The organism is Actinokineospora sp. HUAS TT18, from assembly GCF_051364635.1.
Lineage (GTDB): Bacteria > Actinomycetota > Actinomycetes > Mycobacteriales > Pseudonocardiaceae > Actinokineospora.
Genome location: NZ_CP195645.1, coordinates 1,074,431 through 1,096,782, shown reverse-complemented (window position 1 = coordinate 1,096,782; position 22,352 = coordinate 1,074,431). Strand labels below are relative to the sequence as shown.

Sequence of the window (22,352 nt, the reverse complement as noted above, 5' to 3'; positions counted from 1 at the left end):
TGGATGGCGCTGATTTGGCTGATCGCGGGCGTGGTCCTCATCGCGGCGGAGGTCCTCTCGGGTGACTTCGTCCTGCTGATGATCGGCTCGGCGGCCTTGGCGGGGGCGGGCGCGGAGTTCGCCTTCGGCAATGTGTTCGTCAGCTCGGCGGTGTTCGCCCTCGTCGCGCTCGGTCTGATCACGGTGGCGCGGCCGTGGCTGAAGCGGCGCATGCACGGTGAGCACATCCGCGACAACGTCGCCGCCCTCACCGGCGCCCGCGCCACCGTGACGTCCACTGTGGACCGGGCGGGTGGCAGGATCAAGCTCAACGGCTCGGACTGGTCGGCGCGCGCGTTCGACGAGACAGAGGTGCTGGAGCCGGGGACGATCGTCACGGTGGTGGAGATCTCCGGCGCGACCGCGGTGGTCATGTCCGAGCGACTGTAGGTGTGGACAATTTTGGAGGCATGGTGAGCGCGACCGTCATCGTCGCCGCTGTCGTGGTGCTGTTCGTGCTCACGATCGTGGTCAAGTCGATCCTGGTGATCCCGCAGGCGCAGTCGGCGGTGATCGAGCGGCTGGGCCGGTTCAAGGGCGTGGCCGAGCCGGGCCTGAACTTCCTGGTGCCGTTCCTGGACCGGGTGCGGGCGCGGATCGACCTGCGTGAGCAGGTGGTGTCGTTCCCGCCGCAGCCGGTGATCACCCAGGACAACCTGACGGTGTCGATCGACACGGTCATCTACTTCCAGGTCACCGACTCGCGGCGCGCGGTCTATGAGATCGCGAACTACATCGTGGCGGTGGAGCAGCTGACGATCACGACGCTGCGCAACGTCGTCGGTGGCATGTCGCTGGAGGAGACGCTGACCTCGCGTGACCAGATCAACGGTCAGCTGCGTGGGGTGCTCGACGAGGAGACCGGCCGCTGGGGTATCCGGGTGGCGCGGGTGGAGTTGAAGGCGATCGACCCGCCGCCGTCCATCCAGGACTCCATGGAGAAGCAGATGCGCGCCGACCGGGAGAAGCGCGCGATCATCCTCAACGCCGAGGGCCAGCGTGAGGCGGCGATCAAGACCGCGGAGGGCCAGAAGCAGAGCCAGATCCTGTCGGCGGAGGGCGCCAAGCAGGCCACGATCATGGCCGCGGAGGCCGAGCGGCAGTCACGGATCCTCAAGGCCCAGGGTGAGCGGGCGGCGCGGTATCTGCAGGCGCAGGGTCAGGCGAAGGCGATCGAGAAGGTGTTCGCCGCGATCAAGGCGGGCAGGCCGACGCCGGAGGTGCTGGCCTACCAGTATCTGCAGACGCTGCCGCAGATGGCGCAGGGCGACGCGAACAAGGTGTGGATGATCCCCACCGAGTTCGGCAAGTCCCTGGAGGGTTTCGCGCGGATGCTGGGCGCGCCCGGTGAGGACGGTGTGTTCCGCTACGAGCCGCCCGCGCCGGAGCCGGGCCTGTCGCGGCCGGAGGAAGAGGACGCGTCGGTCGCCGACTGGTTCGACACCTCCACCGACCCGCGGATCGCCGAGGCCGTCGCCGCGGCGGAGGCGGTCGCGCGCACCGAGGTGCCGCCGCCCGCCGCTTCGGCGCCGGTCGCGGCTGTTCAGGCGTTGCCGCCCGCGGTGCCGCAGGGTGTGCAGACGCCGATGCCCGCCCCGCAGCCGGTCCAGCACCAGCAGCATGACTCGGAGCGGACGCAGTCGATCACTCCGCCGCAGTGGCCGCAGGGACCATCCGGTAGGTGAAGTAGTCCACGTGCCAGCCGTCCTTGTCGAGGCCGTCGGTGGCCACCACTTCGGTGGTGAACCCGGCGGCCTCGGCTTGTGTGTGCAGGTGCGCGAGGTCGCCTGAGGTGCCGAAGAAGATCAGCATTCGGCCGGTGGGCGTGAGGTGGTCGCGGGCCTGGGCGAAGAAGGTGTTCATGGCGCGGTAGCCGGCGTCGGTGGACGCGGATTCGCGGTGGTCGCGCGGGGTGAACCAGCGGAACGGCGGGTCGAACACGATCAGGTCGAACCGGCCGTCGACGGCGCTGAACACGTCGCTGTGGCGGACGTCGACCTGGACGTTGTTGCGTTCGGCGTTGGCTCGCGCGGCGGCCAGGGCGTGCGGGTTGGTGTCGACGGCGACCACGTCGGCTGCGGTGGCGGCGGCGAGGATGGCGTTGACTCCGCAGCCGGTGCCCATGTCCAGGACCCGGTCGCCCGGCTGGACCTCGGTGAGGACGGCTTCGCCGAGGAGGTGGGAGAACGGGTTGATGGGGTGCACCTGGGGTGGGACGACGAAGGTGCGGCCGAGGTAGTCGAAGGTCTCGTCGGTGTCGCGGCGGGACTCCCGGTAGGCGGCCTCGTGCCATGCCTTGACGCGGGCGGCGTACTCGGGGGAGACGGTCGGCGTGTGCTCCATACCGGGACGGTAGAAGCGCTCGGCCTGCGGCGACACCGAATTTCGCCTCGGTGAAACACGCTCCGCGGTGCTCTCAGCTGATGGTGACCGCGAATTTGGCCTCGTCGTACCCGCGTGCGGCGGCGGCGACCTGCGCTTCGGTTTCGGCGGCTTTCTGGGTGGCGCGGGTGAGTTTGGTGAACGGTTCGACGGTGATGGCGAGTTTCCTGCCGCCCGCTTTGGCGCGCCAGGTGCCGACGATCTCGCCGCCCGCGAGGACGGCGCCGGGGTTGCCGATGATGCGCCACAGGGCTTTGCGGTGGGCGGGGTCGGGGACGAGCAGGTCACGGTCGCGGGCCTGGAGGAATGGGTCCAGCGGGGGCAGCAGCCGCACCGGGTCCGGGTCGGGCGCCGACCGCAGGGTGTCCACGTCGGACTCCGGCAGGAACGCGGCCCGGCCGTCGACAGTCACCTCGGCCAGGCCGTCGGGCCACATGGCGGTGGCCTCTTTGCGGGTGGTCTCCAGGAAGGCGGCGACCTCCGCGACGGTCGCGGGGCCGTGCAGCCGCAGGTAGTCCACGATCGCGGGGGCGGCGCCGGTCGTGGCCTTGGGCACGGGGTGGCGGTTGGCGAGGGGGCGCAGCCGGGTGGGGCGGGTCTGGCCGAGGACCTCGACGCCCGCGGCGAGGCCGACGAGTTGGAAGAGGCTGCCGTAGATGTGGGTGGCCTCGCAGGTGCGGCAGTCGTAGGAGTACTCGGCGGGCAGTCTCCGGGTGACTTCGGTGCTGACGTCGCCGCGGGTGATCTCGGTGGTGACGACGTCGTGCATGGCGTGGGCGGCGTCGGTGAACGCGGTCAGCCCGGACACCCCGGCCTTCTTGAATACCGTCCCGGCGCCGGACAGGCGGGCGAGCGCGTCGGTCTCGCTGCGTGGCCACAGGGCTTTGGCCAGGGCGGGGACGTCGGTGCGGCGCATCAGGTGTGGGGCGCCGCGGAAGGTCCACACGGTGGTGAGGGAGTCGTCGGGGTCCAGGCCGCGGGCGGCGAGGGCGACCAGCGGGGAGCCGTTGCCCGCGTCCTGGACACCGAGGTCGAGCACCGTCGGCGCGTTGTCGCGGTGCAGGCCGTGTCGGGCGACGCGGTAGGCCAGGACTTGGGCGCGGGTGACGTTCATGGTCAGGTGATTCGGTCGACCGTGTGGGTGATCGCGGGGCCGGGGAGGGCGCCGCAGCTGGCGGGCCGGTCGGGTCCGGCGGTGTGCTCGGTGACCTCGACGCGCCAGGTGCGGCCGTCGGTGTGGGTGACGGTCCACCGCTCGCCCGGGTGGACGGTGAGGGCGTCGGGGTCGGTGATGTCGAAGTGGGTGCGCACGGCCAGTTCGGCGGCCTGACCGGCGGCGGGCCAGGTGGAGCGGCCCCGGGAGCGGTCGGTGACGACGCCGTCGGTGAGCAGGCCGCGGGCGAAGTCGGTGTCGATGGCGCCGTAGGAGTAGCCGGTGGGCAGCAGCAGCGCGGTGGGGGCGAAGCGGTGGCCGCCGATGTGGGTGCACTCCCACACGGTGTCGCCGTGGTCGAAGGCGAGTTCCTCGGCGATGGGGCGGCCGCGCACGGCGCAGCACACGTCGCGGCGGCCGTTGGTGCACACCAGCAGCAGCGGGCCCGCCACGAGTTCGCCGAAGCCGTCGAGGTTCCCGGCGCCGAGCGCGGTGAAGTCGAGGTCGAGGAGGTCTTTGGGTTCGGCCACGGTGGCGTGGCGCAGGCTGGTGCGGCCGGGGGCGGTGTGGGCGGCGTAGATCCTGGTGGGGCCGCTCACGTGCCGGTCGGGGTGCATGCCGGGGCGGCGGATCAGCACGACGCGGACCCCGGTGCCCTTGGTGCGGGCGACGAGTTCGGCGCCGACGGCGTGGTCGAGGTGGCTGTCGACGAGTGCGTCGCGGCCCCACGGTCCGGGCTGGTCGAGGCACAGCCAGGTGGTCGCGGTCGCCGCGGTGCCCGCGAGTGGTTCGTTGAGGGCCCGGGACAGCGCGGAGCACGCGGTGTCGGGCAGTGTCGTGGCCATCGGGTGCAACACTCTCATGCCGGTACCGCCGAACGAATGACGAGTCCCCACTCGTTCGGGGGAAGGTCATTCGGCGCGGTCGGCGGCGCGGGCGATGCGCCCGGCCATGTCCCGCAGTTTCGCGATCAGCTCGGGTGGTTCGACGACGTCGAACTCGCAGCCGATCAGGGAGATCCACACGGCGATCCCGTCGAGGTGGTTGGCCCCGGCGCGCAGGGTGCAGTGGCCCTCGTCGACGGGTTCGAGGACGCCGGAGGTGGGGGAGATGTGTTCGGCGGCCTCCTCGGCGGACATGTGCAGGGTGATGACGGCTTGGTGGCGGTAGGCGCGGGTGGACAGGCCGTGGGCGGTGTAGGCGGCCATGTCCTCGGCGGGCGGGTCGCGGGGGACGAAGCGGGGCCCGGTGGGCACGCGCGGGGTGAGCCGGTCGACGCGGAAGGTGCGCCAGTCGCCGCGTCCGGTGTCGTAGGCGACCAAGTACCAGCGGCGTCCGGTGTGGACGAGGCGGTGGGGTTCGACGTCGCGCAGGCTCTCGGTGCCGTCGTGGCCGCGGTAGTCGAAGCGGAGACGCTCGTTGGCGCGGCAGGCGCCTGCGATGGCGGTGAGGGTGGCGGAGTCGACGGTGGGGCCGCTGTGGGGGATGGGCAGGGTGACCGACTGCAGGGCGTGGACGCGGTGACGCAGCCGCGAGGGCAGCACCTGCTCCAGCTTGGCCAGCGCGCGCACGGAGGTCTCCTCGATGCCCGCGATCGTGCCGCCGGAGGCCGTGCGCAGCCCGATGGCCACGGCGACGGCCTCGTCGTCGTCGAGCAGCAGCGGCGGCAGGTCGGCCCCCGCGCCGAGCCGGTAGCCGCCCGCGGTGCCGGTGACGGCGTGCACGGGGTAGCCCAGGGAGCGCAGCTTGTCGATGTCGCGGCGCACCGTGCGGTCGGTGACGCCGAGCCGGTCGGCCAGGTCCGCGCCCGACCAGTCGCGCCTGGTCTGCAGCAGTGACAGCAGGCGCAGCAGCCGCGCCGAGGTCTCCAACACCCGCCCAGTGTCGCACCCATCCCGGACAGGTTCTGTCCGCTAGACGCGGGCGGCGATGGCCTTCGCGCACTCCATCGTTTCGGTGTGGGTGGTGTCGACTTCCAGGTCGTAGGTGACGCCCCGGTGGACGAGGTCGGCCTGGGTGGCGGCCATGCCGGTGACCCGGTCACCGCGCGCGGCCTCCCGCTCGGCGGCCACCGCCGCGTCGCAGCGGACCCCGACCCACAGCACGTCGAGCCCGTCGAACGCGGTGCGCAGCCGCCGCTGGGAAGCGGCGCCGCCGAGGAAGACGTCATCGATGACCACCCGGGCGCCCGCGCGGACCATCGCGGCGATCCCGGTGTTCCACGCCGCCTCCACCGACCGGAACCCGGCGTCCACGCTCACCCCGCCGTCGTCGGCGAAGTCGACGCCCGCGCCCGCGGCGGGAAGCGCGTCGATGAGGGTGTCGACCCCGAGGACCAGCCACGGCCCGGGCAGCAGCGTCTGCAGGCAGCGGGCGACGCTGGTCTTGCCGGAGCTGGAACCGCCGTTGAGCACGATCACGCCGGTCATCGGACCAGGGCCAGCGCGAACCCGTCCCAACCCTTCCCGCCCACCGTCTGCAACGCCGTGGCGTCCACGCGCGGGTCCTCGGCCATCAGGTCGATCACCGCGCGGGTGCCCACCACCGACGGGTCGATGCTGTCGGCGTCGACCACCGCGCCGCCGCGGACAACGTTGTCGACCACGATCACCGTGCCCGGCCTGCTCAGGCGCAGCGCCCACGCGAAGTAGTGCGGGTTGTTGACCTTGTCGGCGTCGATGAACACCAGGTCGAACGGCCCCGTCAGCTCCGGCAGCACAGCCAGCGCCTCACCGACATGCACGTCGACCCGGTCAGCCACTCCCGCCTCCGCGACATTGGCGCGCGCGACCTCGGCGTAGCGGGCGTCGTGTTCGATCGTGACCACCTCACCGCCCACGGGCAGCGCGCGGGCCAACCAGATCGTGCTGTACCCGCCGAGCGTGCCGATCTCCAGCACCCGGCGCGCGCCCGCCATGCGGGCGAACAGGTGCAGCAGCTTGCCCTGGTTGGGGGCGACGTTGATCGCGGGCAGCGCCGCGGCGTCGCTGGCGGCGAGCACATGCTCGGCCGCGTCGGGCACCAGCCGTTCGGTGAAGTAGTCGTCGACCGCGTCCCAGCCGCTCACTCGTCCTCCAGACAGCCCCGCAGCACCGCGAGGCCCTCATCGATGTCGTCGAACCGCACCGCGCCGAACCCCAGCGCGAACCCGGTACGGCCCCCGGTGTCGGGGCACAGCCCCTCGATCGTGTTGACCCCGACACCGCGCTCCCGCGCGCGCCGGGCGAACCCCTCCATGGGTACATCGCTGTCCAGGCACACATGCAACCCCGCCGCCGACGGAATCAACCGGGCCTTGGCGAAGTCACGTTCGACGGTAGCGGCGATCAGGGCGTGGCGTCGCCCGTATTCGCGGCCCGCCCTGCGGACGTGCCGGGCGAGCAGGCCCTCGTCGATGAACCGGGCCAACGCGGCCTGACCTGCCAGTTCGCTGTGCCAGTCGGTGAGCTGCCGCGCCGCGGTCAGCGCGGGCCGCAGCGTCGCGGGCGCCACCAGGAACCCCAGGCGCAGCAACGGCAGCAGCGTCTTGGAGAACGTGCCGACATAGACGACGCGGCCCTGCCGGTCGAGGCTCTGCAGCGGCTGCAGCGGCCGGTCGGAGAACCGGAACTCACTGTCGTAGTCGTCCTCCACGACCACCGCGCCCGCCCGCGTCGCCCACTCCAGCAGCGCCGCCCGCCGGGCCGCCGACATCGCCATGCCGAGCGGGAACTGGTGCGACGGCGTCGTGTAGACGAGGCGTGCGCGCGCGGGCAGCCGGGACACGTCGAGCCCCTCGGCGTCGACCGGGACACCGACGACCTTCGCGCCGTGCGCGGCGAACAGGGCCCGCGCGGGCCCGTAGCCGGGTTCCTCGACGGCCACGACGTCACCGGGGTCGACGAGCACCCGGCTGACCAGATCGAGGGCCTGCTGGGCGCCCGCGGTGACCACCACGTCGTCGGCGCCCGCCCGCACCGAGCGGGACAGGCCGATGTGGCGGGCGATCGCGGCACGCAGCTCGGGGGAGCCCGCGGGGTCGGCGTAGTCGGCCGACCGCACCGCCGACCAGCGCAACGCGCCCGCGACCAGCCGACGCCAGCTCTGCCACGGGAACAGCTCCACGTCGGGGACACCGACCCGGAAGTCGAACCGCGGCCGCCACGGCTCCGCGCGCTCGGGCAGCTCACGCCACTGGGCGCGGGGGAGTACCCCGTGTCCGCCGGGAGCTGAGCGGGCGCGGCTGACGGGGTGCTCGCCGACGAACGTGCCTGCGCCGACCCTGCCGACGAGGAACCCCTCGGCGGTGAGCCGGTCGTAGGCGGCGGCCACGGTGTTGCGCGACACCGCCAGGCTCACCGCCAGCTCCCGGCTCGGCGGCAGGCGCTCCCCAGGGCGCAGCCTGCCGTCGAGCACGGCGTCGAGGAGCTGCCGGTAGATCTGCGCGGCCAGGTCACCGCGGCCGGTCAGCGTCACGTGAACGTCCACAGCCACCCCTCATTGGCCCAAACAGATCACCACGAATTGGAGCTTATCGCCAGCCAATCCCGGCCGTAGGTTTCAGGCCATGACGAGCCGCATCATCCCCGCCCCCGGACCCGCCCGAACCCTCGCGTTCGCGCAGCTCACCAACTCCGTGGGCGACGGCGCGTTCTACGTGACCTCCGCGCTGTTCTTCACCCGCGTCGTCGGCCTGTCCCCAGCGCAGATCGGCCTCGGCCTCACCCTCGGCTGGGCCGTCGGGTTCCTCGCCGGGGTCCCACTGGGCCACGCCGCCGACCGTCTCGGCGCCCGCCGCGTCGCCATCGGCCTCGCCGTGGCCACCGCCGTGGCGATCAGCGCGTTCCTGTTCGTGCGCACCTTCCCGCTGTTCATCGCCGCCGCGATCGTCTACGCGGTGTGCCAGTGCGGGCTCACCGCGGCCCGCCAAGCCCTGCTCGCCGGGTCCGTCGACCCCGCCACCCGCACCGAGGTCCGCGCCCACCTGCAGTCCACCCTCAACGCCGGGCTCGCCGTCGGCGCCGCACTCGGCGGCCTCGCCCTGCAACTGGACACCACCGCCGCCTACCTCGCGGTGTTCGCCATCGACGCACTCGCCTTCCTCGGCTGCGCACTCATCCTCCGCGGCGCTCCCGCCATCGCAGGCGTCCCCGCCGTCAAAGGCGAACCGCGGCTCGCGGTGCTGCGCGACCGGCCCTACGCCGTGGTCACCCTGCTCAACACCGTCCTGCAACTGCACATCCCACTGATCAACCTCGCCATCCCACTGTGGATCGTCACCCGCACCGCCGCCCCCACCTGGATGGTGTCCACCCTGCTCGTCATCAACACCACCTCCGTGGTCCTCTTCCAGGTGCGCCTGGCCCGCCGCGTCACCAGCCTGCCCAGCGCCGCCCGCTCCATCCGCCACGGCGGCACCATCCTGCTCGCCTCCTGCCTCGCCTTCGCCCTCACCGCCGCGGGCGGCCCACCCTGGATCGCCTGCGCCATCCTCCTGGCCGCCGCCGCACTCCAGGCCCTCGGCGAGATGCTCCACAGCGCAGGCGCCTACGCCGTCAGCTTCGACCTCGCCCCCGCCGACAAACACGGCCAATACCAGGGATTCTTCGGCTCCGGCTTCGCCGTGGCCCGCATGGTCGGCCCCCTGCTGCTCACCACCATGATCCTCACCTGGGGCCTGCTCGGCTGGCTCATCCTCGGCGCCCTGTTCCTCGGCGCGGCCCTAGCCATGGGACCCGCCGTCCGCTGGGCCGCCCGCACCCGCCCCGCCACCACCGAGGCACCCGTCCTCGTCGGCGCCCGCTGACCAGGACGCGATCCCAGCCAACAACTCCCGCTTCACCGCCTCCGGCGCGAACGACGCCCGCACCGACGCCGCCGCGAACCCCGCCAACACGCCGTCGTCGAACCCGAACACCTCCCGCGCCAGGACGAACTCGTCCAGCAGCGTCGTGCCCGTGACGTTCGGGATGTCGGTGTTCAACGTGACCACCAAGCCCGCCTCCACCAGCCGAGGCAACGGGTGCTCCGCCCACGACGGCACCACCCCCAACACCACATTCGACGACGGACACACCTCCAGCGGCACCCCCAACTCCCGCACCTCAGCGGTCACCTCGCGGTCCTCCACCACCCGCACCCCATGCCCCAACCGCTCCGCACCCACGGCCAGCGCCTCCCGAACACTCGCCGGACCCGCGCACTCACCCGCGTGATGCACCACCCGCAGCCCCACCGCCCGCGCCTCCTCGAACACCCGTGCGAACGGCGCCGCCGGGAACGCCTCATCCCCGGCCAACCCCACCCCGACCGCACCGAACCGCGACGCCAACTCCACCGTCACCCGCGCCCGAGCCACCGACCGACGCCGCGAATGATCCAGAACCAACCCCGTCGCCACCCCATAACGCCGCCGACCCTCCGCCAACCCCTCCACAACAGCGGCGATCGGCATCTCCAAGTCACCCAACCGCTCACCATGCGACGCCGCCGTGAACGTCACCTCCGCATACCGCGCACCCTGAGCCGCCTCATCCGCGCAGAACTCCACCGCCACCCGGTGAAAGTCCTCCGGCCGCACCAGACACGCCCGCACCCCCGAATTGAAATCCCCGAACTCCCGGAACCCCGAGAACGCGAACGGCCCCGAAGCGGGGGAGGGCAGCCCATTGGTCTGGGCCAACTCGACCAACGTGCTCCGGCGTATGGTGCTTTCCAGATGAACGTGCAGATGCACCTTCGGCAGCGTGACCAGCGATTTCACACCCACAACGCTACCGAGACGGACAACCGGTTTGAGAATCTCGGAACTGAGGCAACCTTTCCCCGACCAATCAGATCAAGGGGGGAGTAGGGCACAGACTTCCACCAGGAAACGGGGACACCAGTGGCATTGAAGTTCGCACGAACACCCGCCGAACAAGCCAGACGAGAACTGCGCCTCAGCGTCGAACGCACCGGCCGCACCGTCGCCATCGCCGCCACCGGCCGCATCGACCTCGCCACCGAAGGCCCATGGCACGACCACGTCATGGCCGCCTGCACCTCCGACGACGACACCAAACGCGTCGTCATCGACCTCACCGGCGTCACCTTCCTCAGCTGGGCCAGCACCGCCGTGCTCTCCCGCGCCTACCGCGCCTGCGCCCGCCGCGACCGCACCCTGCGCGTCCTGGCCTGCGGACCCGTCCTCGCCTGCCTCCACATGACCCAACTCGACGAAGACATCACCATCACCCCCACCCTGCCCCGCGCCGTCGAACCAGCCCAGTTCGGCACCTCGAGCTGGCTCATCGCCTAACCAGGTTTAGACCATCCGCCGGATAGATTCTCCTGCGGCCGGCTCCATAGGGTGCAAATAACGCACCACCGAAGGAGTCCGGGTGAAACGTTTCGTCCTCGGCGCTGTCGCCGCCCTGCTCGCCCTCAGCGCGACCACCGCGCACGCGACACCGCCGGAATTCGGCACCGACTGGGACGACCCGCGCACCGCGGCACCCGCCATCACCACCCCGCCAACGAAGGCCTGCACCGTCGACCTGGTCAACTACCAGTTCCGCGACTTCACCCCCTTCACCGGCACCTACACCCCACCCGCCGACTGCGCGGGCCCCTGGAACAAGGTCATCCTGCGCATGGACACCTCCATCGCGGGCCGCCAGTACGACCGCCTCGGCGCCCTCCGCGTCGGCGACGTCACCATCTTCAAGACCTCCACCGCCGAACCCTCACCCGACGGCATCCGCTGGCAGGTCGAGAAAGACATCAGCGCCTACGCACCCGTCCTGCGCACACCGCAGCCCGTCTGGATGCTCATCGGCAACGTCGTCAACGACACCTACACCGGCATCCTCGACACCCGCGTCACCCTGACCTTCTACCAAACCGGCCCCGGCCACGGCCCCGCCGACGCCGCCGACGACGTCATCGCCCTCGCCAACCCCACCCAGACCGACGGCGCCCTGCACGGCAAGGTCACCATCCCCGCCAACACCGAACGCCTCATCGCCGAAGTCCACGCCACCGGCTCCGGCGGCGGCTGCGAAGAGTTCTGGTACGGCACCACACCCTCGGCCACCGGCTACTCCTGCGGTACCGCCGAGAACGGGCCATACCGCGAAGTGCAGGTCCTGATCGACGGCCAGCTCGCCGGCATCGCCGCGCCCTACCCGCACATCTACACCGGCGGCTGGTCCAACCCGTTCCTCTGGTACGTGATCCCCGCCCCGCGCGCCTTCGACATCCAGCCCCTGCGCTACGACCTGACCCCGTTCCTCGGCGCCCTCACCGACGGCGCCGCCCACAACGTCACCGTGCGCACCATCGGCGTCCCCGCCGGACAGGCCGGATGGGACACCCCGATCAACTTCCAAGCCTGGCGCGACCACGGCAGCACCCGCGTCACCGGCGGGCTGCTCGCGGCGAAGCTGGGGGAGTTGACCAACACCGTGCGGTCCTATGAGGATGGCGCGGGCAAGCATGTGGATGTGGTGGCAGCGCACCGGTTCACCGCGGTCGGCTACGTCCAGACCTCCCACGGGCGCGTCGTCACCACCGTGACCCGCGAGCTCGCCAACGACAACAAACACCACTGGGGCGCCGACGAGAACCCCGACACGCAACACGCTTGGTGGACGGACAAATCGACGGTCGCGGTGTCCGGCGTCGGGGTGACGACGTCGACCAAGAAGTACACAATGGACGGAACGATCTCGATCGGCGCGGGGGACAGGCTCCGCACAGACCTGGCACTCGGCGACTACTCCGACGACCTCAGCGCGGGCGTCGCCGGAGTGCATCGCCGATCGCTGGCGGACACCTTCAGCGGGGACGCCACGTGGACCCTGGGGGTGCCGCGGCCTGATCGTCACGCGGTTGGGCAGTCGACGCAGCGGTACAAGGTGACCGGGACGGACGGGTGTTACGACCGGACGCTCAAGCAGATCAACGGCTGGTTCGTGGGGGACACGCTGGGTTGCTGACGCGTCGGTCTGCTGGTCGCCCAGGACCGTCTGGGCGACCAGCAGACTCGGACCCTCGAACGTCTTACTTTACATAATGTCGATTATCGAACTTACGTACATGGCCTGATAACGTCCGCCCGCACCAGGTCGTAGCGTCACGGTGACGTTATTAACCTGTATGGGCGGGCGTGTCGCGGCAGTCGCTCAGACGGCCGACGTCAGCCCGGTCGGCCGGAAAGTCTGATCGAAGCCAAGCGCGCGAGACGTCGTCTGGATGTTCGTCGGGGAGCCGACAGCCGGTGCGCACGACGCCCTGGAGGTCAAGGTCGCGCCGGAATATCCCCCATGGCGGACACCCTCACTCGAACACCTGTTTCATGCATAACGTCTATTATGCATCAATTCGACGTATCGACATGTGGGACGAGCCGGACGGCGCCTTGTGAGCGTTCCGAGGTGGCCAATACCCTCGGGTGCATGACATTCGGGCAGTTCCTGACCGCGCGAATTCACGTCGACTTCGGCGCGGTCGCCAGCGCGCTTTGTCCGCCTCAGGCGTAGTCCCCCTCCCCTTTCTTCCCTATTCCACGCTCTATTTGGCATGCCCTGAATGGGAGAGCATTCGATGAGCGAAAGTGAAAGCACCTCTGTTTCGCGGCGCGGTTTCATCGCTGGGTCGGCCGCTGTTGCGGCGGCCGCGGCGGTGCCGGGTGTGGCGTCGGCTGTGACCGGGTCGACGGCCGCGACCAGGCCGAACGTGCTGTTGATCGTCACCGACGACCAGCCCAAGCACACGCAGTGGGCCACGCAGAAGACGTTCGACTGGATCGCCGGGCAGGGTGTCCGGTTCAGCAACGCCCATGTGACCACGCCGCTGTGCGCGCCGTCGCGGGCGTCGGTGTTCTCGGGCAAGTACGCCCACAACCACGGTGTTCGCGACAACGGGCATCCGTACAACCTGGATCAGAGCACGACCGTGCAGCGGCAGCTGAAGCAGGCCGGTTATCGGACGGGTCTGTTCGGCAAATACCTCAACTCGTGGACGTTGAGTGACAACCCGCCGGGGTTCGACAGCTGGCTGGTGCTGAAGCCGACGTTCGTGGACGGGCAGTACAACGACAACGGGACCGTGAAGACGATTTCCGGGTACACCACGAACGTCCTGCGGAACCGGACGCTGAACTTCATCGACAAGTCCACGACCGACACCCGGCCGTGGTTCGCGGTCTTCACCCCGTACGCCTCGCACGAGCCGAACGTGCCCGAGGCCAAGTACGCCGACGCGGTGGTGCCGGTGTGGAACGGGCGGCCGTCGGTGCCGGAGGCCGACCGCAGCGACAAGCCGCAGTACGTCAAGGACGCGACGAACACGCTGGCCGACGGCAAGGCGCAGCGGCAGCGGCAGTTGCGGAGCCTGCTGTCGGTCGACGACGCGGTGCAGGCGTTCAAGGACAAGCTGGCCGCGCTCGGGCAGCTGGACAACACGCTGGTGATCTATGTGCCGGACAACGGCTACCACTGGGCCGACCACGGCCTGCTCGGCAAGGGCACGCCCTACTCCCCCGCCCACGAGGTGCCGTTCTACCTGACCTGGCCCGCCGCGGGCCTGGGCGGCGGGACGGTGGACAACCGGATCGTGGCGAACATCGACGTCGCGCCGACGATCCTGGACGCGGCTGGGGTGACTCCTGCGGGGTCGCCGGACGGGCAGTCGCTGCTGTCGGCGGCGAGTCGGACGCACATCCTGACCGAGTGGTGGAAGCAGGGCACCGCTGGGGTGAAGGACAGCTGGGCGTCGTATGTGAGCACGACTGAGCAGTACGTGGAGTACTACGACGTCCACACCGACGCGAGTGGCGCGCAGGTGGGGACGGGTCAGGTGCGGTTCCGGGAGTACTACGACCTGGTCAACGACCCATATCAGCTGGTGAACAAGCTGCACGGGGCGAGTCCGGCGCAGGAGCAGGCGTGGGGCATCCCGGCGTTGGCCGCGAAGTTGGCGGCGGACCGGGCGAGCTAGCCGAGTCGGGGTGGGGCGTCTCCGGGCGCCCCACCCCTTTGGGGAAGGAGGCGGGATGTCGTGCTGCACGCCTGAGCGGGACGCCGAGGGTGGTGCCGTGGTGGTCGCCGCGCGGTCGGTGCCGACGAAGCGGATGGTGCGGTTGCCGGGTGGGGCGTTTCTGATGGGCACCGACGACGGCGTCGGGTATCCGGCCGACGGTGAGGGTCCGGTGCGGGAGGTGACGCTGAGTCCGTTCGCGATCGAGCCGACGGCGGTGACGAACAGCCAGTTCGCGACGTTCGTGAAGGCGACGGGGTATCGGACCGACGCGGAGCGGTTCGGGTTCTCGTTCGTCTACGCGGGGTTCCTGGCCGAGGGGGACCGCTCCCCCGCTGTCGACCGGACGCCGTGGTGGCGGGCGGTGGCGGGGGCGACGTGGCGGGCGCCGGAGGGGCCGGGGTCGGTGATCTCGGCTCGGCAGAGTCATCCGGTGGTGCATGTGTCGTGGGCGGACGCGCAGGCGTATTGCGCGTGGTCGGGGACGCGGCTGCCGACGGAGGCGGAGTGGGAGTTCGCGGCGCGGGGTGGGTTGGTGCAGGCGCGGTATCCGTGGGGTGACGAGTTGGCGCCGCGGGGTCGGCATGAGTGCAACATCTGGCAGGGGCGGTTCCCGGAGGTGGACACGGGTGAGGACGGGTTCGCGGGGACGGCGCCGGTGAAGTCGTTCCGCCCCAATGGTTATGGGTTGTTCAATGTGGCGGGGAATGTGTGGGAGTGGTGTGCGGACTGGTTCAGCGCGGACTTTCATGTGTCGGGGCCGCGGGTGGATCCGGTGGGGCCTGGGGTCGGGTCGTCGCGGGTGATGCGGGGTGGGTCGCACATGTGCCATGAGTCGTACTGCAACCGGTATCGGGTGGCGGCGCGGAGTTCGGCGACGCCGGACAGTTCGACGGGGAACATCGGGTTCCGGGTGGCGGCGGGATTGTCGGGGTGAGCGGGTATACACGCACGGTGAAGTTGATCGAGGCGCAGGACGCGTTCTTCGTCGCGCGGAAGGCTCGTAAGGATTCGCCGCACACCACGGCGGCGTATCGGCGGGACTTGGCGGTGGTGTCGGCGTGTGTGGTGGACGAGGTGGGTGTTCCGCTGGCTGAGGTGTCGCTGGCGGAGGTGTCGTCTGGGGTGTTGCGGGCGGCGTTCGGGGTGTTCGCGGACACGCACGCGAAGAGCTCGGTTGCGCGGGCGTGGTCGACGTGGAACCAGTTCTTCCAGTTCTGTGTGGCCGACGGGTTGTGCGCGGGGAATCCGATGGGGGCGATCGGTCGGCCGCGGGCGGCGCCGTTGTCGCCGAAGCCGCTGCGGGGTGAGTCGACGCCGGAGCAGTTGTTGTCGGCGATCGCGGGTGGGGCGCGGCGGGCGCGGGAGCCGTGGCCGGAGCGGGATCTGTTGGTGTTGGCGTTGGGTTTGGTGGCTGGTCTGCGGTCGTCGGAGATGCGGGCGTTGGTGCGGTCGTCGGTGGTGGGTCGGGCTGGTGAGCGGCGGTTGTTCGTGCGTGGGAAGGGCAACCAGGAGCGGTCGATTCCGATCGAGGCGCCGATGGAGCGGGTGATCTCGGCGTATGTGCGGTCGTGTGAGGAGCGGTTCCCGGCGGCGCGGTTCGATGGTGAGTCGCCGTTGGTGGTGGGTTCGGATGGGTCGGCGATCGGGCGGGGTGCGTTGGATTACCTGGTGAAGTCGTGTTTCCGGGCGGCGGGGATGCATGATCGGGTGCCCGCGGGGGCGAATCTGCACGCGTTGCGGCACACGTTCGCGACGCGGTTGGCTGAGGATGGCGCGAACGCGGTGGAGATCATGGCGTTGCTGGGGCACGCGAGTTTGAACACGAGCCAGAACTACATCGAGGCCACGGGCGCTCACCGCCGGGCGGCGGCGGCGAGCAACCGGACTTATCAGGTGTTGGCTGATCTGGCGGAGTGACGCGTCAAGCGGTGGCGGCTTGGGCGGCTCGTTCGATCTCCGCCCGGCGGGCCGCCCAGAAGGCCGCGTCGTGGGGCTTGGCGTGTTCGGTGGTGCCGTCGAGGTGCTCGCGGAGGATGTCGGCGTGTCCGGCGTGCCTGCTGGTCTCGGTGAGCAGGTGGACCATGACGTTGAACAGCATCACGTCGGGACGTGGCCACCAGGGCACGTGGCCGGGCGCGTCGATGGGGAGGGCGGCGATCGTGGCGTCGGAGTGCGCCCAGACGCGCCGGTAGCGGGCGGTGATCTCCGCGCGGGTCTCGTGTTCTGTGGCCCACATGTCGGTTCCGCGCGCGCCGAGGTCGTCCCAGCTGGGCAGGGGTTCGGGGAATGGTCGGTCGAAGACCGCGCCGAAGTACCGGGACTCCGACAGCGTCAGGTGTTTGACCAGCCCGAGGAGGTTGGTTCCCGTCGGTGTCATGGGTCGGCGGATCTCGTAGTCGCCCAGCCCGTCGAGCTTGCCGAGCATCACCTCGCGGGCCTCTCGCAGGTCGCTGTGCAGGTACTCCTTCGCGAAGTCGTCGATCATGGGGCGAGCCTACGACTTGTAGATGGCCTCGAGTGCGGCGCGGCGGGCGGTGACGTCGTCGGGGTCGTCGCCGAAGACCAGGAGGTGGACGATGCTTTCCGGGATGGGGTTGTCGGTGCGGCGGGTGTCGTGGCCGCCGGTGACGATGAGGCCGCCGGAGCGGATGGCGGGGCGCAGGGCGGTCAGGAGGTCGGCGATGGGGGCGGTGGTGGTGATTTTTAGGGACTCGGCGGGGCGGTCGAGGGCGTCGGGGCGGATGGTGCGCAGGGCGAGCAGTGGGATGGAGCCGCTGGTGATGCGGAAGTTGAGGTCGAGCATGACGAGTCTGCCGTCGCGGGTTTGGGCGCAGTCGAGGCTGCACATGCCGCGGTAGCCGACGTCGGCGGCGCGTTGGGCGATGGCGAGGCATTCGGTGAGCAGGTCGGCGGGCAGGGGTTCGACGGTGCCGAAGCGGCCGCCGGTGTAGATGCCCGCGGCGTCGACGCGTTGGTCGGTAACGGCGAGGAGGCGGGCGGTGGCGTCGGCGGCGATGTGGAGTTGGATGCCCCAGTTGCGGTGGATGTGGAGGTATTCCTCGACGACGACCTCGGTGAGGATGTCGGTGAAGGCGGGTAGGGCGATGGGGTCGCCCGCGTGGTGGAGGTAGACGTCGAGGCTGGCGCCGTGGGCGGCGTTGGTGGCGGCTTTGAGGACCCAGGACTTCTCGGCGGGTGCGGCGTCGGGGAGTTCGTCGGTGGTGACGATGGCGCGGCGGGCTTGGAAGCGGGGGTCGACGAAGGTGCTGATGCTGGCTTTGTTGTTGAGGTAGCCGACGAGTTCGGCGCTTTTGAGTGAGCGTTCGTCGGGGCAGAGGGTGGTGGGTTGGGGGTATTCCATGGACAGGCGCAGGCCGTCGCTGAGTGCTTCGGCGACGCGGGTGGTGAATTCGGTTTCGGTGCGGAATTCGCGGGGGTCGGTGCCGACGGGGAGGCCGCCGTCGCGGAGTTCGGCGAGGAGGGTGGGGTCGGTGCCGCCCGCGCTGCAGATGATGGGGGTGTCGGCGGCGACGGGCAGGGGTCGGGCGGTGAGTGCGTCGCGGGTGGCGCGGTGGCGGGCGGCGGGGACGGTGGCTTCTTGGGCGGGGCGGGCGCAGACGGCGATGTCGGGGCCGTAGATGTCGGTGAGGGTGCGGGGGCTGGTGTGGGCGAGCGTGGGTGCGGGCACAGAGATGGTGATGGAGGATCTCCCTGGTGGGGTGTGAACCGGGGGCGGTGAAACGCGCCTGGATGAGGCGGCGTCCGCTCCGGGCCGAGTGGCGCGGGGATTTTCCGCGCTGAGGTCTTCAGGGTCTCACGTTTTCGGGGTGGTCGGTTCCGGTGTCCGGGTGAGGGGCCGTTTACGCTGGCCGGGATGAGACGCAAGCTTCGCTCCCCCTTGCCGCAGCGGCACGGCCTTGACGCCGCGCGGTTGCGGCTGCCGGAGGAGGGTGGGTGGGCGACGATCAGGGATCACCTGGTGGAGCGTCTCCCCCGGGTTGGTCCTGATCGCATCGATGTGATGTTGCGGGAGGAGCGGATCCACGGGCTCGACGGGCCGGTGGCGGTGGACGCGCCTTATGTTCCGGGGTCGTTCGTGTGGTTTCACCGGGATCTGCCGGTGGAGGTGCCGGTGCCGTTCGACATCGGGGTCGTGCACCGTGATGAGGACATCCTGGTCGTGGACAAGCCGCATTTCCTGGCGACGATCCCGCGTGGGCAGCACATCGTGCAGACCGCGTTGGTGCGGTTGCGTCAGGAGCTGGGGATTCCGGCGTTGAGTCCGGCGCACCGGTTGGATCGGGTGACCGCGGGGCTGTTGCTGTTCGTGGTGCGTCCTGAGTTGCGCGGCAGGTATCAGACGATGTTCCGGGACCGGAAGGTCGGCAAGGAGTACGAGGCGGTGGCCCGGCATGATCCGGCGCTGGAGCTGCCGGTGACGGTGGAGAGCCGCATCGTCAAGGAGCGTGGGATCATCACCGCCCAGGAGGTCGAGGGTGAGCCGAACGCGCGGACGCGGGTGGAGCTGATCGAGGCGCGCGGTGGGCTGGGCCGGTATCGGCTGTTGCCGGAGACCGGTCGGACGCACCAGCTGCGGCTGCACATGAGTGGTCTGGGTGTGCCGATCCTCGGTGACGACTTCTACCCCGTGCTGACCGAGAAGCCGCTCGGTGACTTCACGCGGCCGCTGCAGTTGTTGGCGAAGGTGCTGGAGTTCACCGATCCGGTGTCGGGTGAGCCGCGCCGGTTCGAGAGCGGGCTGCGGCTGGCGGCCTGGGATGACCCCTGGGGGAATTCGGCGGCGGGTCCGGTCGTCGGCGGCTAATCTCTTCGCATGCCGTTCGGTTGACGTTCCCACGCTGAGTCCACGTCCGGGTTGGTCCGGGTGTCGATGTGGTGGGCGGTGCTCACCTATTTGGTGCCGATCTACCCGCTGTACGCCGTGCTGTTCTCCGACACCGGGTTGTCCGGGGCGGAGATCTCGGCGTTGTTCCTGATCTGGTCGACGGTCGCGATCCTGGCCGAGGTTCCGTTGGGTGCGTTGGCCGACCGGTTCTCCCGGCGTTCGGCGCTGGTCGCGGCGAGTCTGTTGCAGGCCGTCGGCTACGTGGTGTGGGTGACGCTGCCGGGGTTCGCCGGGTTCGCGGTGGGTTTCGTGTTGTGGGGTCTGGGTGGCGCGCTGGAGTCCGGCGCGTTCGACGCGCTGCTCTACGACGGTTTGGCCGCCCATGGTGAGGAGTCGCGGTTCGCGCAGGTCAACGGCCGGGTGACGGCGTTGAACCTGGTCACGGAGATCCCCACGGCCGGGTTGGCGACCCTGTTGTTCCACGTCGGCGGCTACCAGCTGGCCGGGTGGGTCAGCGTCGGGGTGTGTCTGGCCGCGGCGGGCGTGGCGTGGCTGTTCCCGGAGCCGCCGCGTGAGGAGGACGGCGACCTCGGCTACGTCGACCTGCTCAGGGCGGGGGTGCGGGAGGCCGCGCGCAGTGTGCACGTGCGGCACGCGGTGATCGTGGTGGCGCTGCTGGGCGGTCTCGACGCGTTCGAGGAGTACTTCCCGCTGATGGCGCAGGACTGGGGTGTGCCGTCGGGGTGGGTGCCGGTGGCGATGGCCGCGATCCCGCTCGCCGGTGCCGCGGGTGCGTCTCTCGGTGGCTTCGCGAACCGGTTGACCACGGTGACGTTGGCGTTGGTGCTGGGTGCGGCGGTGTTGGTGCTGGTGTTCTCCGGGGTGCTGCGCGCGCCGGTCGGGTTGGTGGCGGTCGCGGTGTTCTACGGGCTGTACCGGTTGGTGCTGGTCGTCGGGGAGGCGCGGCTGCAGGACACGATCGAGGGGCCCGCCCGCGCCACGGTCACCTCGGTCGCCGAGATCGGGGTCGAGGTGTCGGCGGTCGCGCTGTACGGGGCGTGGGCGGTCGGTGAGGTGTTCGGGGTGGCGGCGCTGGTCGCGTTCGTGGCGTTGCTGCTCCCCCGCTGGCTGCGTGCGCGGTCAGCCCTCGCCGCGGATCAGGTCGGCGACTAGGTCGACGGCGCTGCGGCCGGGGTCGCGGGCCGCGGAGTTGTAGGTGCGGTTGGTGGTGTCGACGCTGGCGTGGCCTACGTCGGCCTGCACGGTGACCAGTTCCGCGCCCGCCTCGACCGCGGCGGTGACGTAGAAGTGGCGCAGCGCGTGGGGGTGGATGCGGGTGGCCACGTCGGCCAGGTCCGGGCCTGCCGACGCGGCGACGCGGCGCAGCAGGGCCCACACGTCGGCGCGGGCCATGGGGGTGCCGTCGCGGGTGGCGACCAGCGGTTCGGTGCCCGCTTTGACGTGGCCGCGGCGGGCGGGGGCGGTGTCGGTGGAGCGTTCGTGCAGGTAGGCGTTGAGTGCGTCGTTGGCCAGGCCCGACAGGTAGACGATGCGGGGTTTGTCGCCCTTGCCTGGCACGCGCAGCGCGGTGCGGCCGCGGGTGGAGTGCAGGTCGGCGCGGGTCAGGTCGCACAGCTCCGAGACGCGGATGCCGAGGGTGAACAGGGCGACCACGGCGGTGGCGCGGCGGGTGCCGAGGCGGTCGCGGCCCGGGCGTGGGGTCGCCGCGGCGGTGAGCAGGGCGCGGACCTGGTCGGCGGTGAGGGTGACGGTGCGGGTGGTGTCGTGGTCGGTGGCGACGTTGAGTCGGCGGCGGGACAGGGCGGCCGGGTTGGCGGCGATGACGCCTGCTTCGGCGAGGTGGGCGTAGAGGGCTTTGAGGGTGCCGAGCATGCGGTCGCGGGTGGCTTTCGCCGCGCCCTGGTCGGTGAGGTCGTCGAGCCACTCTTTGACGTGGGTGGTGTTCGCGCGCAGCGGGTCGACCCCGTGGGCGGCGCACCACCGCAGCCAGTGCAGGTGGCGCAGGCGGCCGCGTCGCGCGGGCGGCGGGGTGCGGGTGGGGGTCGGCTGTGTGGTGGGGATGCCGAGGGCGTGGGCGTAGGCGGGGACGACGGCGGCCAGGTCGGGGTGGGCTCGCCACGGCTCCAGGTCCGCGGTGCTCACCGGCAGGCCGAGGGATTCGGCGTACTTGGTGCGGGTGGCGCGGTTGGCGTAGCCGAGCAGCCAGTCGGCGATGTGCGCCAACAGCCTGGCCGGGTCGGTGACCCCCGGCCAGACCTCGGCGTGCGGGACAAGGGTCACGCGCGGACGATCCGGGCGTGGGTGGCCGCCGGTGAGCTCACCAGTTCGGCGACCCGGTACCCGGTCAGGTCGCCCAGGTTGTCGAACAGGCGTTCCCCGCCCCCGAGGAGGACGGGGACGATCACGAAGTGCAGCTCGTCGACCAGGCCTGCGTCGAGGAACTGCTGGACGGTCGAGGCGCCGCCGCCCAGGCGCACGTCCTTGCCGCCTGCCGCTTCGAACGCGCGTTCGAGGACGGCTTCGGGGGTCTCGTCGGTGAAGTGGAACGTGGTGCCGCCCGCCATGTCGAACGACGGGCGCGGGTGGTGGGTCATGACGAACACGTCGTGGTGGTAGGGCGGGTTCTCGCCCCACCAGCCCTTCCAGGCGTGGTCCGGCCACGGGCCGCGGACCGGGCCGAACATGTTGCGGCCCATGATCGTGGCGCCGATGTTGTCGTCGCCCCGCACGACGGCCTCGTCGTCGAGTCCTTCGGTGCCGTCGGGCCCCTTCACGGTTTTCGTGGCGAACATCCACTCGTGGAGCAGTTCGCCGTTCTCCCCCAGCGGTTCCTGCCTGCTCTGGTTCGGGCCCGCCCCATAGCCGTCGAGGGACACCGAGAAGTTGTGCACGCGCAGCTTTGGCATG

Annotated in this window: 22 protein-coding genes; 10 read left to right on the top strand and 12 right to left on the bottom strand. The window is 70.7% G+C overall.

The window, feature by feature from the left end; translation table 11 throughout:
* Positions 1–3 precede the first annotated feature (3 nt).
* Positions 4–429 (top strand): NfeD family protein, encoded by a 426-nt coding sequence (locus tag ACSHT8_RS04850; RefSeq protein WP_436498085.1) that lies wholly within the window; start codon positions 4–6, stop codon positions 427–429.
* 20 nt (positions 430–449) lie between these two features.
* On the top strand, positions 450–1,724 hold the full coding sequence (locus ACSHT8_RS04845) for an SPFH domain-containing protein (RefSeq protein ID WP_436498083.1): 1,275 nt from the start codon (positions 450–452) through the stop codon (positions 1,722–1,724).
* Here the strand turns inward: ACSHT8_RS04845 and ACSHT8_RS04840 are convergent.
* The 7 genes from ACSHT8_RS04840 to ACSHT8_RS04810 all read right to left on the bottom strand — a co-directional run bounded on the left by ACSHT8_RS04840 (position 1,684) and on the right by ACSHT8_RS04810 (position 8,041).
* Positions 1,684–2,382: a methyltransferase gene (locus ACSHT8_RS04840; RefSeq protein WP_436498082.1), complete on the bottom strand. Its 699-nt coding sequence runs from the start codon at positions 2,380–2,382 to the stop codon at positions 1,684–1,686. The genes ACSHT8_RS04845 and ACSHT8_RS04840 overlap by 41 nt on opposite strands.
* A 73-nt stretch (positions 2,383–2,455) precedes the next feature.
* A complete protein-coding gene (locus tag ACSHT8_RS04835) occupies positions 2,456–3,535 on the bottom strand; it encodes a winged helix DNA-binding domain-containing protein (protein WP_436498080.1) in 1,080 nt (359 codons plus the stop codon).
* 2 nt (positions 3,536–3,537) lie between these two features.
* Positions 3,538–4,437, bottom strand: a complete 900-nt coding sequence (locus ACSHT8_RS04830) for a sucrase ferredoxin (protein WP_436498079.1) — start codon at positions 4,435–4,437, stop codon at positions 3,538–3,540.
* A gap of 48 nt (positions 4,438–4,485) precedes the next feature.
* Positions 4,486–5,448 carry a helix-turn-helix transcriptional regulator gene (locus ACSHT8_RS04825; protein ID WP_436498077.1) on the bottom strand — a complete coding sequence of 321 codons (963 nt, stop codon included), beginning with the start codon at positions 5,446–5,448 and terminating at the stop codon, positions 4,486–4,488.
* A 39-nt stretch (positions 5,449–5,487) separates the two neighbouring features.
* A complete protein-coding gene (cpt, locus tag ACSHT8_RS04820) occupies positions 5,488–6,003 on the bottom strand; it encodes a chloramphenicol phosphotransferase CPT (protein WP_436498075.1) in 516 nt (171 codons plus the stop codon).
* Positions 6,000–6,641: an O-methyltransferase gene (locus ACSHT8_RS04815; protein WP_436498074.1), complete on the bottom strand. Its 642-nt coding sequence runs from the start codon at positions 6,639–6,641 to the stop codon at positions 6,000–6,002. The genes cpt and ACSHT8_RS04815 overlap by 4 nt, the downstream gene beginning before the upstream one ends.
* Positions 6,638–8,041, bottom strand: a complete 1,404-nt coding sequence (locus ACSHT8_RS04810) for a PLP-dependent aminotransferase family protein (protein ID WP_436498072.1) — start codon at positions 8,039–8,041, stop codon at positions 6,638–6,640. The genes ACSHT8_RS04815 and ACSHT8_RS04810 overlap by 4 nt, the downstream gene beginning before the upstream one ends.
* Positions 8,042–8,120: 79 nt before the next feature.
* Here ACSHT8_RS04810 and ACSHT8_RS04805 point away from each other — a divergent pair, with 79 nt between their 5' ends.
* Entirely contained in the window at positions 8,121–9,359 is a 1,239-nt protein-coding gene (locus tag ACSHT8_RS04805; protein ID WP_436498070.1) for an MFS transporter, read from the top strand.
* Here the strand turns inward: ACSHT8_RS04805 and add are convergent.
* Positions 9,276–10,316, bottom strand: coding sequence for an adenosine deaminase (gene add, locus ACSHT8_RS04800; RefSeq protein ID WP_436498068.1), 1,041 nt, complete (start codon positions 10,314–10,316; stop codon positions 9,276–9,278). The two genes, ACSHT8_RS04805 and add, sit on opposite strands and share 84 nt — an antisense overlap.
* A gap of 129 nt (positions 10,317–10,445) precedes the next feature.
* Between add and ACSHT8_RS04795 the strand changes: the two genes are divergently transcribed.
* The 5 genes from ACSHT8_RS04795 (at position 10,446) to ACSHT8_RS04775 (ending at position 16,495) form a co-directional block, all read left to right on the top strand.
* Positions 10,446–10,853 carry an STAS domain-containing protein gene (locus ACSHT8_RS04795; protein ID WP_436498066.1) on the top strand — a complete coding sequence of 136 codons (408 nt, stop codon included), beginning with the start codon at positions 10,446–10,448 and terminating at the stop codon, positions 10,851–10,853.
* An 82-nt stretch (positions 10,854–10,935) separates the two neighbouring features.
* Complete coding sequence (locus tag ACSHT8_RS04790) at positions 10,936–12,534, top strand: peptide-N4-asparagine amidase (RefSeq protein ID WP_436498065.1); 1,599 nt, start codon at positions 10,936–10,938, stop codon at positions 12,532–12,534.
* 694 nt (positions 12,535–13,228) lie between these two features.
* A complete protein-coding gene (locus tag ACSHT8_RS04785; RefSeq protein ID WP_436498063.1) occupies positions 13,229–14,536 on the top strand; it encodes a sulfatase family protein in 1,308 nt (435 codons plus the stop codon).
* Positions 14,537–14,591: 55 nt separating this feature from the next.
* Positions 14,592–15,512, top strand: coding sequence for a formylglycine-generating enzyme family protein (locus ACSHT8_RS04780; protein WP_436498061.1), 921 nt, complete (start codon positions 14,592–14,594; stop codon positions 15,510–15,512).
* Between the two features lie 17 nt (positions 15,513–15,529).
* Entirely contained in the window at positions 15,530–16,495 is a 966-nt protein-coding gene (locus ACSHT8_RS04775; protein WP_436498059.1) for a tyrosine-type recombinase/integrase, read from the top strand.
* A gap of 4 nt (positions 16,496–16,499) precedes the next feature.
* On the opposite strand, the gene ACSHT8_RS04770 is transcribed toward ACSHT8_RS04775, so the two are convergent.
* A complete protein-coding gene (locus ACSHT8_RS04770; protein WP_436498058.1) occupies positions 16,500–17,063 on the bottom strand; it encodes a DinB family protein in 564 nt (187 codons plus the stop codon).
* A 9-nt stretch (positions 17,064–17,072) separates the two neighbouring features.
* On the bottom strand, positions 17,073–18,266 hold the full coding sequence (locus ACSHT8_RS04765; protein WP_436498056.1) for a hypothetical protein: 1,194 nt from the start codon (positions 18,264–18,266) through the stop codon (positions 17,073–17,075).
* 186 nt (positions 18,267–18,452) lie between these two features.
* Between ACSHT8_RS04765 and ACSHT8_RS04760 the strand changes: the two genes are divergently transcribed.
* Together ACSHT8_RS04760 and ACSHT8_RS04755 are read left to right on the top strand one after the other, a co-directional pair.
* Positions 18,453–19,403, top strand: coding sequence for an RluA family pseudouridine synthase (locus ACSHT8_RS04760; protein ID WP_436498054.1), 951 nt, complete (start codon positions 18,453–18,455; stop codon positions 19,401–19,403).
* Positions 19,404–19,481: 78 nt separating this feature from the next.
* Positions 19,482–20,597 carry an MFS transporter gene (locus ACSHT8_RS04755; RefSeq protein WP_436498052.1) on the top strand — a complete coding sequence of 372 codons (1,116 nt, stop codon included), beginning with the start codon at positions 19,482–19,484 and terminating at the stop codon, positions 20,595–20,597.
* Here the strand turns inward: ACSHT8_RS04755 and ACSHT8_RS04750 are convergent.
* Both ACSHT8_RS04750 and ACSHT8_RS04745 read right to left on the bottom strand, forming a co-directional pair.
* The gene (locus tag ACSHT8_RS04750) at positions 20,565–21,725 is read right to left on the bottom strand and encodes a tyrosine-type recombinase/integrase (protein ID WP_436498050.1); all 1,161 of its coding nucleotides are present in this window, start codon (positions 21,723–21,725) and stop codon (positions 20,565–20,567) included. The genes ACSHT8_RS04755 and ACSHT8_RS04750 overlap by 33 nt on opposite strands.
* The gene (locus ACSHT8_RS04745) at positions 21,722–22,351 is read right to left on the bottom strand and encodes a dihydrofolate reductase family protein (protein ID WP_436498048.1); all 630 of its coding nucleotides are present in this window, start codon (positions 22,349–22,351) and stop codon (positions 21,722–21,724) included. Before ACSHT8_RS04745 ends, ACSHT8_RS04750 begins: the two co-directional genes overlap by 4 nt.
* Position 22,352: the final 1 nt, after the last annotated feature.

Coding starts and splice junctions, on each gene's coding strand:
- cpt (WP_436498075.1), bottom strand. CDS start 6,003: ATGACCGGCGTGATCGTGCTCAACGGCGGTTCCAGCTCCGGCAAGACC.
- ACSHT8_RS04745 (WP_436498048.1), bottom strand. CDS start 22,351: ATGCCAAAGCTGCGCGTGCACAACTTCTCGGTGTCCCTCGACGGCTAT.
- ACSHT8_RS04835 (WP_436498080.1), bottom strand. CDS start 3,535: ATGAACGTCACCCGCGCCCAAGTCCTGGCCTACCGCGTCGCCCGACAC.
- ACSHT8_RS04845 (WP_436498083.1), top strand. CDS start 450: ATGGTGAGCGCGACCGTCATCGTCGCCGCTGTCGTGGTGCTGTTCGTG.
- ACSHT8_RS04760 (WP_436498054.1), top strand. CDS start 18,453: ATGAGACGCAAGCTTCGCTCCCCCTTGCCGCAGCGGCACGGCCTTGAC.
- ACSHT8_RS04830 (WP_436498079.1), bottom strand. CDS start 4,437: ATGAGAGTGTTGCACCCGATGGCCACGACACTGCCCGACACCGCGTGC.
- ACSHT8_RS04805 (WP_436498070.1), top strand. CDS start 8,121: ATGACGAGCCGCATCATCCCCGCCCCCGGACCCGCCCGAACCCTCGCG.
- ACSHT8_RS04840 (WP_436498082.1), bottom strand. CDS start 2,382: ATGGAGCACACGCCGACCGTCTCCCCCGAGTACGCCGCCCGCGTCAAG.
- ACSHT8_RS04770 (WP_436498058.1), bottom strand. CDS start 17,063: ATGATCGACGACTTCGCGAAGGAGTACCTGCACAGCGACCTGCGAGAG.
- ACSHT8_RS04850 (WP_436498085.1), top strand. CDS start 4: ATGGCGCTGATTTGGCTGATCGCGGGCGTGGTCCTCATCGCGGCGGAG.
- ACSHT8_RS04780 (WP_436498061.1), top strand. CDS start 14,592: ATGTCGTGCTGCACGCCTGAGCGGGACGCCGAGGGTGGTGCCGTGGTG.